Annotated in this window: 11 protein-coding genes; 6 read left to right on the forward strand and 5 right to left on the reverse strand. The window is 59.8% G+C overall.

Features of this window, described 5'->3' with window-relative positions:
* The first annotated feature begins 109 nt into the window (after positions 1-109).
* The 3 genes from CKW23_RS24150 to CKW23_RS24160 are packed head-to-tail and all read left to right on the forward strand — an operon-like array spanning position 110 to position 3,284.
* Positions 110-1,162, forward strand: coding sequence for a lactonase family protein (locus CKW23_RS24150; protein WP_095068488.1), 1,053 nt, complete (start codon positions 110-112; stop codon positions 1,160-1,162).
* A gap of 58 nt (positions 1,163-1,220) precedes the next feature.
* The gene (locus CKW23_RS24155; RefSeq protein ID WP_095068490.1) at positions 1,221-2,543 is read left to right on the forward strand and encodes an MFS transporter; all 1,323 of its coding nucleotides are present in this window, start codon (positions 1,221-1,223) and stop codon (positions 2,541-2,543) included.
* An 18-nt stretch (positions 2,544-2,561) separates the two neighbouring features.
* Positions 2,562-3,284, forward strand: a complete 723-nt coding sequence (locus tag CKW23_RS24160) for a transporter substrate-binding domain-containing protein (protein ID WP_095068492.1) — start codon at positions 2,562-2,564, stop codon at positions 3,282-3,284.
* A gap of 77 nt (positions 3,285-3,361) precedes the next feature.
* Here CKW23_RS24160 and CKW23_RS24165 read toward each other — a convergent pair whose 3' ends face one another.
* The 3 genes from CKW23_RS24165 to CKW23_RS24175 form a co-directional block, all read right to left on the reverse strand.
* The gene (locus CKW23_RS24165; protein WP_095068493.1) at positions 3,362-4,726 is read right to left on the reverse strand and encodes a VOC family protein; all 1,365 of its coding nucleotides are present in this window, start codon (positions 4,724-4,726) and stop codon (positions 3,362-3,364) included.
* Between the two features lie 42 nt (positions 4,727-4,768).
* Positions 4,769-6,019 carry an aspartate aminotransferase family protein gene (locus CKW23_RS24170; RefSeq protein ID WP_095068495.1) on the reverse strand — a complete coding sequence of 417 codons (1,251 nt, stop codon included), beginning with the start codon at positions 6,017-6,019 and terminating at the stop codon, positions 4,769-4,771.
* A gap of 140 nt (positions 6,020-6,159) precedes the next feature.
* A complete protein-coding gene (locus CKW23_RS24175; protein ID WP_025259108.1) occupies positions 6,160-7,071 on the reverse strand; it encodes a LysR family transcriptional regulator in 912 nt (303 codons plus the stop codon).
* 145 nt (positions 7,072-7,216) lie between these two features.
* Here CKW23_RS24175 and CKW23_RS24180 point away from each other — a divergent pair, with 145 nt between their 5' ends.
* The 3 genes from CKW23_RS24180 (at position 7,217) to CKW23_RS24190 (ending at position 11,720) form a co-directional block, all read left to right on the forward strand.
* Positions 7,217-8,707 carry an aldehyde dehydrogenase family protein gene (locus CKW23_RS24180; protein ID WP_095068497.1) on the forward strand — a complete coding sequence of 497 codons (1,491 nt, stop codon included), beginning with the start codon at positions 7,217-7,219 and terminating at the stop codon, positions 8,705-8,707.
* A gap of 59 nt (positions 8,708-8,766) precedes the next feature.
* The gene (locus CKW23_RS24185) at positions 8,767-10,053 is read left to right on the forward strand and encodes an FAD-binding oxidoreductase (RefSeq protein WP_095068499.1); all 1,287 of its coding nucleotides are present in this window, start codon (positions 8,767-8,769) and stop codon (positions 10,051-10,053) included.
* A gap of 281 nt (positions 10,054-10,334) precedes the next feature.
* Complete coding sequence (locus CKW23_RS24190; RefSeq protein ID WP_025259111.1) at positions 10,335-11,720, forward strand: amino acid permease; 1,386 nt, start codon at positions 10,335-10,337, stop codon at positions 11,718-11,720.
* A 47-nt stretch (positions 11,721-11,767) separates the two neighbouring features.
* Here the strand turns inward: CKW23_RS24190 and CKW23_RS24195 are convergent, their stop codons facing one another.
* Both CKW23_RS24195 and CKW23_RS24200 read right to left on the reverse strand, forming a co-directional pair.
* Entirely contained in the window at positions 11,768-13,144 is a 1,377-nt protein-coding gene (locus CKW23_RS24195; protein WP_025259112.1) for an ATP-binding protein, read from the reverse strand.
* Positions 13,141-13,803 (reverse strand): response regulator, encoded by a 663-nt coding sequence (locus tag CKW23_RS24200; RefSeq protein ID WP_025259113.1) that lies wholly within the window; start codon positions 13,801-13,803, stop codon positions 13,141-13,143. The genes CKW23_RS24195 and CKW23_RS24200 overlap by 4 nt, the downstream gene beginning before the upstream one ends.
* Positions 13,804-13,876 lie beyond the last annotated feature (73 nt).

A 13,876-nucleotide genomic window follows, 5' to 3' on the forward strand; every position in this document is an offset into this window, starting at 1 on the left:
GGGCACCGCCGCTGGCTTTGCGATGCTCGCATCCCTGGTGCCGATCGGGCGTGCAGACGCGACTGAAACATCGAACAGACCATCCAAGGCTACCCGGAGAACAACCCCCATGTACGCATATGTCGGGTCAAGAACCACGCGTGAACGCAATGCCCGTGGCGAAGGCATCACGGTTTATGAAGTGGATCAGGAGCACGGCACCCTCAAGCCGGTCCAGGTGCTGAAAGATCTGGTCAATCCGTCCTTTCTGGCACTCAACCGCGCCAATGACCGGCTGTATACCGTGCATGGCGACCAGAGCGAGGTCAGCGCCTTCAGTATCGACAAGGCCACAGGCAAGCTGACGTTCATCAACCGGCAAAGCTGCGAGGGCAAGAACCCGGTGCATCTGGCGCTCGACCCCAGCGAACGGTTTCTGGTGGTGTCCAACCATATCGGCGGTTCGCTGGCGGTGCTCAATGTGGCCGAAGACGGCTCCCTCGGTACCCTGAACCAGTTGCTGAAACTCGAAGGGCCGCTGGGGCCGCATCGGGTCGAGCAACCGTTCTCCAAGCCGCACTTCAACCCCTTCGATCCGTCCGGTCATTTCGTGCTGGTCCCGGACAAGGGGCTGGACCGGATCTTCAGTTTTCGCTTCGACAATGGCAAGCTCTACCCGGCCGACCAGCCGTTCGTCACTACTCGCGAAGGTGCTGGCCCGCGGCATGTGGCGTTGCATCCCGGCGCACCTTTTGCCTATGCCATCAATGAGCTGGATTCGACAGTCACGACCTACCGCTTCGATGCTTCGAGCGGCGCACTCAAGGCCATTCAGGTGCTGCCTTCGCTGCCCGCGACCTTTACCGGCAACAGTCGGGCATCGGAGATTCAGATCGACCGTCGCGGACGTTTTCTCTATGCCTCCAATCGTGGCTACGACAGTGTCGCCACCTTTGTCATCGACGAAGGCACCGGCATGCTGAGCCCGGTGGAGTTCGTCGCGACCGAGGGCAAGACGCCGCGTTTCTTTACCCTGACGCCCAACGAGCGGTTCCTGTTTGCGCTCAACGAAGACAGCGACACCATCATTTCGATGGCGGTCGATGCGAAAAAGGGCGGGTTGAGCAAGACCGGCTTCTCGATTTCCACCGGCAGCCCGGTGTGCATGGTTTTTACCGCATAAAGCGCAACACTATAAAAACAATGGATGCAGGCACGGCCCTGCATCCCGTGAGGTCGCGATGAATAACAACACTGCAATCGACGAAACTGCGGTCGTCCGCAAAGTCACGCTGCGGATCATTCCGTTTGTCTTTCTGCTGTACATCGTTTCGTATCTGGACCGCGCCAATATCGGTTATGCGGCGCTGCAAATGAACAAGGAACTGGCCCTGACCAGCGAAGCATTCGGGTTCATCTCGGGGATTTTCTTCATCGGTTATTTCCTGTTTGAAGTCCCCAGCAACGTGATGCTCAACAAGTTCGGCGCCCGGGTCTGGATTGCACGCATTCTGGTGACCTGGGGTTTTATTGCGGCCCTGACGGCCTTTGCCCAGAACGCCAACCAGCTTTATGTGCTGCGCTTTCTGCTGGGCGTGGCCGAGGCGGGTTTCTTTCCGGGCATCATTGTCTACCTGACCTTCTGGTTTCGCTCCAAAGAACTGGCAACCACTGTGGCGCTGTTCACAGCGGCGATTCCGGTGAGCTACATCATCGGTGCGCCCCTGAGCACCTGGATCATGGATAACGTGAACTGGTTCAACTGGAGCGGCTGGCGCTGGATGCTGTTCCTTGAAGGCATCCCGGCGGTTTTTCTGGGCATCGCTTGCCTGTTCTACCTCACGGACCGTCCCGAGCAGGCCAAATGGCTCAAGCCGCATGAAAAGGCCTGGCTGATAGACGAACTCGAACGTGATCGTCAAAGCCGCAAGAACGTGAAGAGCCTGAGCGTCTACAAGACCATGACCAATCCCAAGGTCCTCTACCTGTCGTTCATCTACTTCGTCTATCAGTGCGGCAGCCTCGGGATTGGCTACTGGATGCCGCAGATCATCAAAGGTTTTTCCGACTCGTTGACCCACACACAGATTGGCCTGATTGCGATGCTGCCTTATATCGTCGCCACGGTGGCGATGATCGTCTGGTCGCGCAGCTCCGACCGCCGCAATGAGCGCAAGCTGCATTCGGCGATTCCGCTGCTGGTGGCTGCGCTGGGCTTGATGGGGGCGGGTGCCTTGCAGAGTCCGGTTCTGGCAATGGCCATGATCTGTGTGAGCCTGTCAGGCCTCTATAGCTTCAAGTCTCCCTTCTGGGCCTTGCCGACACTGTTCCTGACCCGCTCGACAGCGGCGGTTTCCATCGCCGTGATCAACTCCATCGGTAACCTGGGCGGTTTTGTAGGGCCTTCTCTGATCGGCCTGGTCAAAGGCAACAGCCAGAGCGCTTCCAATGGGTTACTGTTTCTGTCTGCGCTGTTGCTGGCAGGTTTCCTGATGACGATCCTGATGCGTGTTACCAACCCGTCCGCCGACGAAGGTCAGGCCCTGAGCCAGCAAGCCCGCTAAGCATTTGAGGAGAGTTCGATGAGTTCGATCAGCCCGGCAGTAATCAATGATCTGGCACCTCAGGGTGTGCTTCGCGCTGCCATCAATTTCGGCAATCCGGTGCTGGCCCAGAAAGCGCCGGATGGCTCGCCGCAAGGTGTGTCAGTCGCTTTGGCCAAGGCATTGGCGCAGGAGCTGGGCGTGCCTCTGGAGATGGTGACCTTCGATGCGGCGGGCAAGGTTTTCGCGGCGCTGTCAGAAGGCATCTGGAATATCGCGTTCCTGGCCATCGAGCCGGTTCGTGAGGAGCAGGTCGCGTTCAGTGAGCCTTATGTGATTATCGAGGGCACGTATCTGGTGAAGGCCCAGGCGCCTTATGTCTCGGTCGAAGAGCTTGACCAGCCGGGTATCGGGATTGCAGTAGGCAAGGGCGCGGCCTATGACCTGTACCTGAGTCGCACCCTGAAAAATGCCCGTCTGGAACGAGCGGACACTTCAGCGGGGGCTGTGGACCTGTTCATCGAACAAGGCCTGGAGGCGGCAGCGGGTGTGCGTCAGCCGCTGGAAAAGGTCGCGGCCAGCGATTCGCGCTACCGCGTACTGGACGGCGCATTCACCTCCATCCGCCAGGCCATGGCCGTACCGCGCCAGTGTGAGGCTGGCGCGGCGTTTGTCAGGGCCTTTGTCGAGCGCAAGAAGGCTGAGGGCTTTGTCAAAAACGCATTGGTCGAAAGTGGCCAGGCGGATGTGACCGTCGCTTGAGGGGGCATTGTTCGGTGGCTATGGGAGGCGGCTTGGCGGCATCTCCAGCCGTCATCGATAAGCCGCCTCTCACTTTTTTACAGCCCCAGTGCTTCCAATGAACGGCGCTGGGTATCGGCATACAGCTTCAATTCATTGATGGTTTGACGCCCCAGAGCCTTCTGGAATTCGTCCTGATGGGAGCCGGTCGTGTAATGCGACTGTGCGTCGTCGCCCAGATTGGACTGGAAGATGCCCGCAGCGCTGACCGGCAGGAAGTCTTCATACACCAATGGCTCGAAACGAATGTGCCCGGCCTTTATCTGTTGTTCCAGATCGCCGGGTTGTGAGCCGTTCTGGCGGGCGGCGATGCCTTGTTCGGTGGGGAAATAGCGGAAGTAGGCCAGGTCCTGGTCGCGCATTTCCTGGTAGCTGTCGGGGAAGGCCAGGAAGGCTTTCTCCAGCAATTGGGCATAACGCACCGAGTTGGCTTCGTTGGGGAATTCGCCCAGTTCGTCGCGGGCCGCATTCAGCAACTGGTCGTACAGCGCCCGGCCTTTGGGCGTCAGTGCTGCGCCGCGTTGTTCTATTTCACCAAAGCGGGCCGAATGGCTGCCGGACTCGCCGCTGAACGTGATGGCTTCCTCCAGCGCCTTGAAGCTGGTCTGGCGCAACAGAATCGGGCATTGGCGACGGGGCGGGCCTTCCACCACGGCTTTGGGCGTGATGCCTTTGCCGGGCATGCCGGCCTGAACGGCATCGATATCCAGAGTGCGCGGGGTCAGGTGGTTGATATGCGGGCCTCTGAAGGCCACGACATCGGCAATCAGGCGATGCTGGGCATTGAGCCGTTTGTAGTCCTGCAACGAAACCGTCGCGCTGTTGTGCCAACGGAAGGTTTCCAGTGCTTGCTGCACGAACTCACTCGCGTCCGACTCGCTCAAGCCGCCTTGCTGCTCGTGCTTTTCAATCAGCGCCAATGTCCTGGGCGTGAAGATCATCCGCCTGGCCAGCACCTCTGCAGCAAAGGTGCGCAGCTCATCGTTTTCGATCAGTTCAAGGCGCAGCAGCGAGGTGAAGACCCGGAACGGGCTGACCTGCAACGACTGCTCATGTACCGCCCGAAACGCGGTGGAGTGGACTGGCACACCGGCAGGCGTCAGGTCGTAATAGCCCACAGGCTCCATGCCCATGACCGCGAACAGCCGGGCGAGGGTTGCCAGCTCCAGTGCGGTGCCGACCCTGATCGCGCCATGGCGCTCCTTGTCCAGGCGCTGGATTTCGCCTGTCTGCTTCAGGCTCTCCAGAACGTCAGGCTGATGGGTCATGACCCCGTCGTTGACCTCGGACACCAGCTCCAACAAGGTGCCGTAGAGCGGCACTTCGGTCTTGTACATCTGCGACATGGCGCGGGAAAAACTGGCTCGAATCTCATCACGGTTTGCAAAGGTTGCAGTGTTCATCTGGATCGTTTCTCCGCACGAATTCCGTTTAACAGGTGGCGTTCAGTCCAGTGCTGCCAGACAGCGCTCGAAAATATCCAGCCCTTCATTCAGTACATCCGGCTCGATGGTCAACGGTGCCAGCAACCGGATGATGTGCCGTGCCTTGCCGCTGGGCATCAGCAACAGCCCGGCGTCCCTGGCCAGTTGCAGCAGTTGCGCCAGTTGCTGGGTGCCCGGTGCGCCTTCGGGGGTGATCAGTTCGATGCCACGCATGGCACCGACGCCGGTCAGCCTGCCCAGATAAGGCGAGAGCTTTTTCTCCTGCCAGGAACGGTAGCGGCTGAGGATGATGTTTTCCTGGGTTTCGCCCCATTGCGACAGGTTTTCGTCGCTCATTTGCGCCAGCGACGCCAGCCCGGCCGCGCAGGCGATGGGGTTGCCGGAATAGGTGCCGCCCAGGCCGCCTTTGGGCAGGGTGTCGAGCAAGTGCTTGCGTCCCACCACCGCGCCCAGCGGTATGCCGCCTGCGATGCTTTTGCCGAGCAGAATCAGGTCCGGCTCGATGCACAGGCGGCTGAAGGCAAAGCGCTGTCCGGTGCGACCGAAACCGGACTGGATCTCGTCGGCAATCAACACAATGCCCTTCTCATCACAGAACGTGCGCAGCGCCTGTGCGAACTCAGGCTCCATGGGCAGGAAACCACCTTCGCCCTGAACCGCTTCAAAGATAAAGCAGGCCACATCACTGACATCGAGTTCGACGCTGAACAGACGATCCATGGCCTTCAGCGCTTCTGCAGTGGTGACGCCTGTGTCCTTGCTCGGAAACGGGATGTGATAGACGGTGCCAGGCAGTACGCCGATACGCTGTTTGTAGGGGGCCACTTTGCCGTTGAGGTTCAGGGTCGCCAGGGTACGGCCATGAAAGGCGCCATCGAAGGCAATGACCGCCGTGCGACCGGTGGCGCTGCGCACGATCTTCAAGGCGTTTTCTGCCGCTTCCGCACCGCTGTTGGTCAGCATGCCGCTGAGCGGGTAGCTGACCGGCATGAACTGCTCCAGCGTGTTCATGAACTGGATATACGGATCATGGGGCGTTGCGTTGAAGGCGTAATGGGTCAGTTTTTCGGCCTGTTCCTGAATGGCCTTGACCACCCGCGGGTTGCAATGGCCCAGGTTCAGCACGCCAATGCCGCCGACAAAGTCGATATAACGCTTGCCGGTCGTGTCCCAGACTTCGGCGTTCTTGCCGTGGGAAAGGGTGACAGGGTGAACGAATGAAATGGACGCGCTGATATTTTCGTTGCTCACTGGAAACGCTCCGGCAACGAATCACGACGGGTTCTGGAGAGGGTGTTCGGCGAAGACATCGGGGCATCCTGCTGTGTTGAACGTTGGGTCTATCTAAACGAACAACGGACATGCCCCGCAAACGAAATAAAATCGTCGTGTCATTCCAATAATTCTGAATGTCGGGCTTTTACCCGCTGTTTGATCCACTCCACGAACGCCTTGACCTTGGGGACTTGCGCCGCATGTTCGGCATGGGCCAGAAAGTGCGAGCCATCGCTCTGCATCGGGTGGTCCCAGGCAATCACCAGCTTGCCTTCGGCCAGTTCCTCGCTGACCAGATAGCGCGGAATCAGGGCAATGCCGCAACCGGCCTGAGCGGCACGAATGCACATGTAAAAAGTGTCGAAACGCGGGCCGTGATAGCTGCTTTGCGAATGCAGGTTCTGCTCCAGAAACCATTCATGCCAGGCCTCCGGTCGCGAGGTGCATTGCAGCAGGGTATGGCCGGTCAGGGCCTGAGCGCTGGGGATGTCGCCGTGGGCCAGCAGGTCCGGCGCACACACCGGGACCACTTCTTCCTTGAACAGCTCGATACAGGTGGCGCCGGGCCAGGTGCCCTGACCGAAAAAGAACGCCACATCGGCCTTGGCCCTGACCAGATCGAAGGGTTCCAGCTCGCTGCGGATGTCCAGGTGAATGCCGGGGTTCTGGCTGCCGAAACCCTTGAGATTCGGCACCAGCCAACGGTCGCCGAACGTCGGCTGGGTGGCGATTTTCAGTACCTCTGTTTCGCCGCCATAGGTCAGGATGTAGCGGCTCGACATGTCGACCTGAATGAGGATCTTGTTCACCTCGGCCATGTACAACTCGCCCGCTGGCGTCAGGTGCAGACGGCGGCGGATACGCTGGAACAGCGGGTGGCAGAGCATCTCTTCCAGTTGCGCGACCTGTTTGCTCACGGCGCTCTGGGTGAGGTGCAGTTCCTGGGCCGCGCGAGTGAAGCTCAAGTGACGGGCCGAGGCTTCGAAACACTGCAAGGCGGTCGTCGAGGGCATCAAACGCTTGGACATTCACGGTTTCCTGTTGACGTGCGGGGTGGTTCATTCCAAAACGGAATCATGTTTTTCTAAATGGTCGTTTGTGACAAGGACTGTTGCGGGTCAATACTGATCCACATCAATGATTTCAACCAGTGTCATCTGCAGGAGAATCAATGTGGTTGCCAATTTGTTAGAAAGCCTGGGCGTAGCGAAAAGTGCTTACACAGAAGGGGACTACCCCGTCTACACCCCAATCGATGGCAGCCAGATTGCCTCCGTCAGCCTGGAAGGCAAGGCGCAGGTCGTGGCCCGCATCGACCGCGCCCACAGCGCGTTTCTGAAATGGCGCACGGTTCCGGCACCACGCCGTGGCGAGCTGGTGCGCATCTTTGGTGAAGTGCTGCGCGAACACAAAGCTGCGCTGGGCGAACTGGTGTCCATCGAAGCCGGCAAGATCACCCAGGAAGGTCTGGGTGAAGTGCAGGAAATGATCGACATCTGCGACTTCGCTGTCGGCCTTTCCCGTCAGTTGTACGGTCTGACCATCGCTTCCGAACGTCCAGGCCACCACATGCGTGAAACCTGGCATCCGCTGGGCGTGGTGGGTGTTATCAGCGCCTTCAACTTCCCGGTGGCGGTCTGGGCCTGGAACACCACGCTGGCGCTGGTGTGCGGCAACCCGGTGATCTGGAAACCTTCCGAGAAAACCCCGCTGACCGCTCTGGCCAGCCAGGCCTTGTTTGAGAAAGCCCTGAAAATCTTCGGTGATGCGCCTGAAGGTCTGGCGCAACTGGTCATCGGTGACCGTGAGGCCGGTGAAGCGCTGGTCGATGACCCGCGTGTGCCGCTGGTGAGCGCCACAGGCAGCACCCGCATGGGCCGTGAAGTGGGTCCGCGTGTAGCGGCTCGTTTCGGTCGCAGCATTCTGGAGCTGGGCGGCAACAACGCCATGATCCTGGCCCCGAGCGCCGATCTGGATCTGGCTGTGCGCGGCATTCTTTTCAGCGCGGTCGGTACTGCCGGTCAGCGCTGTACCACGCTGCGTCGTCTGATCGTGCATCGCTCCATCAAGGACGAAGTGGTTGCGCGTGTGAAAGCGGCCTACGCCAAGGTACGTGTCGGCGATCCGCGTGCAGGCAACCTGATCGGTCCGCTGATCGACAAGCAGGCTTTTGCAGCCATGCAGGATGCGCTGGGCAAGGCCCGTGATGAGGGCGGCCAGGTCTTCGGCGGCGAGCGCCAGTTGCAGGACAAATACCCCAATGGCTACTACGTGACTCCGGCCATTGCCGAGATGCCGGCCCAGAGCGATGTCGTGCGTCACGAAACCTTTGCGCCGATTCTCTACGTGCTGGCTTACGACGAATTCGAGGAAGCACTGCGCCTCAACAACGAAGTGCCGCAAGGTCTGTCGTCATGCATCTTCACCACCGACCTTCGTGAAGCCGAGGCTTTTCAGAGTGCGGCGGGCAGTGACTGCGGCATTGCCAACGTCAATATCGGCACCAGCGGTGCAGAGATCGGTGGAGCATTTGGCGGCGAGAAGGAAACCGGTGGCGGGCGTGAGTCCGGTTCCGATTCCTGGAAGGCCTACATGCGTCGTCAGACCAATACCGTCAACTATTCCCGCGAACTGCCGCTGGCTCAGGGCATCGTGTTCGACTGACAGACAGGGCATCAGGCTCGCCCTGCGAGCCTGAAACTTCATGGGGCTGGAGTGTTGCAATGACGCAATTTCGTCAAGAGTGCCTGTGGGAGCAACTGACGCCGCAAAGGCCCAGCCATCTGCCATTGAGCGGTGAGCGAACGGCTGACGTTTGCGTGATCGGTGGTGGTTATACCGGCCTGTCCGCCGCCCTTCAGTTGATCGAAGGCGGCAAGTCGGTGTGCATCGTTGAAGCCCATCAGGTGGGCCACGGTGGTTCGGGTCGCAACGTGGGGCTGGTCAACGCAGGGACCTGGGTGGCGCCGGACGATCTGGAAAAAGTCCTGGGCAGCGCCGAGGCCAATCGCCTCAATGGCGCATTGGGTGCTGCGCCGGCATTGGTGTTCTCCACCATCGACAAGTACAACATCGACTGTCAGGAAACCCGCACCGGCACCTTGCATATGGCGCACAACGCCAAAGGGCTGGCTGACCTGCGCAGCCGTGCCGAGCAGTGGCAGCGCCGTGGTGCCAATGTCGAGCTGCTGACCGGCAAGGCCTGCGAAGATGCCTGCGGGACCACCAGGATATCCGGTGCGCTGCTGGATTATCGGGCTGGCACTGTCAACCCCATGGCCTATGTCTCTGGCATGGCGAGCAGTGTGGTTACGCGGGGCGGGATGATCTTCGGCGACTCCCCGGTAACCGGGCTGCAGCGCACCGATGATGGCTGGAAGGTCAGCACCGGTCAGGGCAGTGTGCGGGCCGAAAAAGTCATCATCGCTTCCAATGCCTACACCGAAGGCGAATGGACCGATGTGAAGAGTCATATCTTTGCCGGTTACTACTATCAGGTGGCCTCGCAGCCGCTCACGGGGCCCGAGCAGGAAGGCATTCTTCACGGCGGGCAGGGCTCCTGGGACACCCGCAAGGTATTGAGCAGTATTCGCCGCGACGCGCACGGGCGCCTGGTGCTTGGCAGTCTGGGCAATGCGGGCAATTATCCGCTGTGGTTTATCCGCCAGTGGGCTGACCGCATCCAGCAGCACTACTTTCCGCAACTGGGCAAGGTCGAGTGGGAAGGCACCTGGACGGGCCGTATCGGCTTTACGCCAGACCACCTGCTGCGTCTGTTCGAGCCAGCCCCCGGCCTCCTGGCCGTTACCGGTTTCAATGGCCGTGGCGTGACGACCGGAACGCTGGTGGGCAAATGCTTTGCGGATTACCTGCTGAGCAACGATGCCAAGGCTCTGCCGGTGAGTTTCTCGAAGAGCAAGGCGGTCGCGGGCAGTGCATTGCGCACACTGGCCTACGATGCCGGTTTTACGCTGTATCACGCGGGGCAATGTCTGCGGGTCGTACTCTGATTTTCTACAACGAATAAAACGCCATACAACAAAAGTTCTCGTTCAATTTCTGCTGCCGTACGAAATCGACTCAAGGAAATGCACATGGCAAGTTTCATACCTGGCCCGGCTTTGCCGTGGCGGTCTTTCGGCATCCGGTCTATCTGAATTCCGTTTGAAAGTAAGCCCATAAAAGCAGTGACAACACTGCGCCAACAAGAATGCTTATTCAAAAACAGGTTGCGTCGTCGGGCTGCCTTTTCGTGGGCCGCCCTGTGCAACCTCAACGTTGAGGGTAGAACATGGTTTCCCATAAAAAGAACGAGCACCGTTCCCTGAAACACGGGCTGACATCCCGGCAGGTTTCGATGATTTCCATTGCCGGCATCATCGGTGCCGGCCTGTTCATCGGCTCATCCAAGGCCATCGCCACGGCGGGACCTGCGATTCTGATCTCTTACGGTATTGCCGGCCTGTTGGTGTTGCTGGTGATGCGCATGCTGGGTGAAATGGCGATTGCCAACCCCAATAGCGGCTCATTCTCCACCTATGCCGGACAGGCCATCGGTCCATGGGCCGGGTTTACCATCGGCTGGTTGTACTGGTGGTTCTGGGTGCTGATCATTCCGGTCGAAGCCATTGCCGGTGCCGATATCCTGCACGCCTGGATGCCCTCGGTGCCGTCCTGGTTGTTCGCCTTCCTGATCATGATCACGCTGTCGTGTACCAACCTGGTGAGCGTGAAGAACTTTGGTGAGTTCGAGTATTGGTTCGCACTGGTGAAGGTGATTGCGATTCTGGCGTTCATCGGGGTCTGCACATTGGCGGTGCTGGGCGTCTGGCCGCTGGCCGAAACCTCCGGCGTTTCGCAGCTCTGGCAGAACGGCGGCTTCATGCCCAACGGATTCGGCGCGGTACTGGGCGGGGTATTGATCACGATCTTTTCGTTCTTCGGCGCAGAAATCGTCACCATCGCCGCCGACGAAACGGCCAACCCCAAAGAGAAAATTCGCAGGGCCACCAATCTTGTGGTGTACCGCATCGCGATTTTCTACATCTTCTCGATCTTCTTTATCGTTTCACTGGTGGCCTGGAACGATCCGCGCTTGCTGCAAGTGGGTTCATTCCAGCGGGCGCTGGAAATCATCAATGTGCCGGGCGCCAAGATGGTGGTGGATATCGTGGTGTTCGTGGCGGTCACCAGTTGCATGAACTCCGGTCTCTACACGGCTTCGCGGATGCTGTATTCCCTGGGCGCACGTGGCGAAGCTCCGGCGCAGATCAAGCGGGTTTCCGGCAGCGGTGTGCCGACCGTGGCGGTGATCGCTTCCACCCTGGCAGGTTTTGTCGGTTGCTTTGTGAACTACGCCTTTCCGGGCAAGGTGTTCGGCTTCCTGCTGTCCACCACGGGCGCCATTGCGCTGCTGGTGTATCTGGTGATTGCCGTTTCCCAGTTGCGGATGCGCACAAGGCTGGAGAGGGAAGGCCAGGAACCGGCCTTCAAGATGTGGCTGTTCCCCTGGCTGACCTGGCTGGTGATCGGGCTGATCACTCTGGTGCTGGGCTACATGCTCATCAGCCCCAACTACCGCTATGAAACCCTGATGACGGCAGCGGTGGCCGGGACGATTCTGTTGATTGCCCTGGTGCGTCGCAAGACGGCAGGGGTGTATGTGCCTGGGGTTTGATCGGGTTCGCGAATGAATTCGCTCCTACGCGGTTTGAAGGAGCGAATTCATTCACGAAGAGCGCTACTGATCCGCAATTCCGCCCGCAGCCCGCCTTGTGGTGAGTTGCCCAGGTGCAGGCTGCTTTGCAGCTTGCGCACGATCATGTCGACAATCGCCAGCCCCAATCCCGCGCCATTGCTGTTGCCCTGGCTGTAGAAGCGTTCCAGCAGCCGTGCCTTGTGGTGTTCGTCGATACCGGGGCCGGCGTCTTCGACGCATAGATGAGCGCTGCCATCCTCCTGACGCTGCAACACCACCCGGATTTCGCTGGCGGCAGGGGCGAAGTTGAGTGCGTTGGTCAGCAGGTTCTGCAAGGCGATGGTGATGGCACCCGGATCGCTGTGGATCACGCATACCTCATCGGCTTCCAGCACCAGCTCTACACGTTTCTCCAGCGCCAGCGGCGTGAGTTCGGCCATTTCTTCCTGGACCAGCGTATTGAGCTCAAAGGTCTTCAATTGCTCTGGACTCAAGTGCGGTTCAAGCCTTGCCATGGTCAACAACTGGCTGGCGATACGGGCTGCCCGGTCGACGCCGCTGACCAGAAAATCCAGTGCTTCCAGGCGTTGTTCGGGGAGTTCGGCCTGACGGGCGTTTTGCGCGTGAATGCGCAGCACGGTCAAGGGCGTGCGCAGTTCATGGGCTGCATCGGCAATAAAGCGTCGTTCGCGCTCCAGCAGATTGTCGATCTGGGTCAGCAGACGGTTGAGCGCTGTCTGCATGGGCTCCAGCTCCTTGGGCAATGGCGACAGCGCCAGAGGCTCCAGGCTCTCTGCATCGCGCTTGCGGATCACCTGTGCCATGGATTGCAACGGGCGCAGGCCCCAGCCGATCACTAGCCAGATGGACACGATCAATAACGGCACGCCAATCACGGTCGGCCAGACGGTGTGGCTCACAATGATCTGGATCAGACCCTGACGCACATCGTCGCGCTCGCCGACCCAGATAATGAAACCTTGCTGCGGATCGGCCAGCAGGAAGCCACACCATTCACGGCCATTCTCCACCAAGTCGTGGGAGCCTTCTTCTCTTGGCGGCTCAGTGAGCACCGGGGCTTCGGCCGAGCGCACCAGCAACTCTCCCGAAGTACGCCAGACCTGAAACGTCAGGCGGGTTTCGTAAGGATGCGCCACGCCGCTGGTGCCGACCCTGCTCATGGCTTCATCGAACGCTTCATACAACTTGTTCAGATCCTTTTCGTCCTCGACACGCTGGCGCAGCACGCCTTGCAGCAAGCGGGCACTCTGCGCCAGTTGGGCGTCGTAGACTTCTTCGATTTCATGGTGACTGTCGCGCAGCACCAGCAGGCCGATGATCAGATCGCCCAGCAGCAACAGCAGCAATACCGGGGCAAGGATGCGTGCGCGTACCGAGGTCATGCCTTGAGCTCCAGCAGGTAACCGACGCCGCGAACGGTGCGGATCAGGTCAGTGGACAGTTTCTTGCGCAGGTTGTGAATCAGCACTTCCAGGGTGTTGCTTTCGACTTTTTCCTGCCAGCCATAGAGCGTGGTAGACAGACGCTCGCGAGTGACGACCTTGCCGGGACGGATCATCAGTTGATGCAGTAACTGATACTCCATCGGCGTCATGGGGACTTCACTGCCCTGAAAGCTGACCTGTTGCGAGGCCGGGTCCAGGCTGATGCCGGCGTGCTCCAGCAGCGGTTGCGCCCGACCCTGACTGCGGCGCAACAGGGCGCGCACCCTGGCTTTCAGTTCGTTGACGTCGAAAGGCTTGATCAGATAATCGTCGGCTCCGGCATCCAGCCCGGCGATGCGGTCCTGAGTGCCGTCACGGGCCGTCAGGATCAGCACCGGCAGCGATTGCTGTTCGGAGCGCAACTGGCGCAGCAGGTCGAAGCCGTCCAGACGCGGCAGACCGAGGTCCAGCAGCAGCAGGTCGAAGCGCTCGCTGCGCAGGGCATGCAGGGCGCTGAGCCCGTCCTCGATCCAGTCAAGCGTATAGCCTTCGGTGTTCAAGGCGACTTTGATGCCTTGGCCGATGGCACGATCATCTTCCACCAGAAGCAGACGCATAAGAGGTTCCGGGCAATGGATTGGGGGCAGGACGGGGCGCCATGATGCCGTTATGGGCGTGGCTCGCGTAGAG

This window comes from Pseudomonas sp. Irchel 3A18, assembly GCF_900187465.1.
Classification (GTDB): Bacteria; Pseudomonadota; Gammaproteobacteria; order Pseudomonadales; family Pseudomonadaceae; genus Aquipseudomonas; species Aquipseudomonas cichorii.

Bases quoted from the DNA above. Each gene is read 5' to 3' on its own strand.
- CKW23_RS24150 (WP_095068488.1), top strand. From the start codon at position 110: ATGTACGCATATGTCGGGTCAAGAACCACGCGTGAACGCAATGCCCGT.
- CKW23_RS24155 (WP_095068490.1), top strand. From the start codon at position 1,221: ATGAATAACAACACTGCAATCGACGAAACTGCGGTCGTCCGCAAAGTC.
- CKW23_RS24160 (WP_095068492.1), top strand. From the start codon at position 2,562: ATGAGTTCGATCAGCCCGGCAGTAATCAATGATCTGGCACCTCAGGGT.
- CKW23_RS24165 (WP_095068493.1), bottom strand. From the start codon at position 4,726: ATGAACACTGCAACCTTTGCAAACCGTGATGAGATTCGAGCCAGTTTT.
- CKW23_RS24175 (WP_025259108.1), bottom strand. From the start codon at position 7,071: ATGTCCAAGCGTTTGATGCCCTCGACGACCGCCTTGCAGTGTTTCGAA.
- CKW23_RS24185 (WP_095068499.1), top strand. From the start codon at position 8,767: ATGACGCAATTTCGTCAAGAGTGCCTGTGGGAGCAACTGACGCCGCAA.
- CKW23_RS24190 (WP_025259111.1), top strand. From the start codon at position 10,335: ATGGTTTCCCATAAAAAGAACGAGCACCGTTCCCTGAAACACGGGCTG.
- CKW23_RS24195 (WP_025259112.1), bottom strand. From the start codon at position 13,144: ATGACCTCGGTACGCGCACGCATCCTTGCCCCGGTATTGCTGCTGTTG.
- CKW23_RS24200 (WP_025259113.1), bottom strand. From the start codon at position 13,803: ATGCGTCTGCTTCTGGTGGAAGATGATCGTGCCATCGGCCAAGGCATC.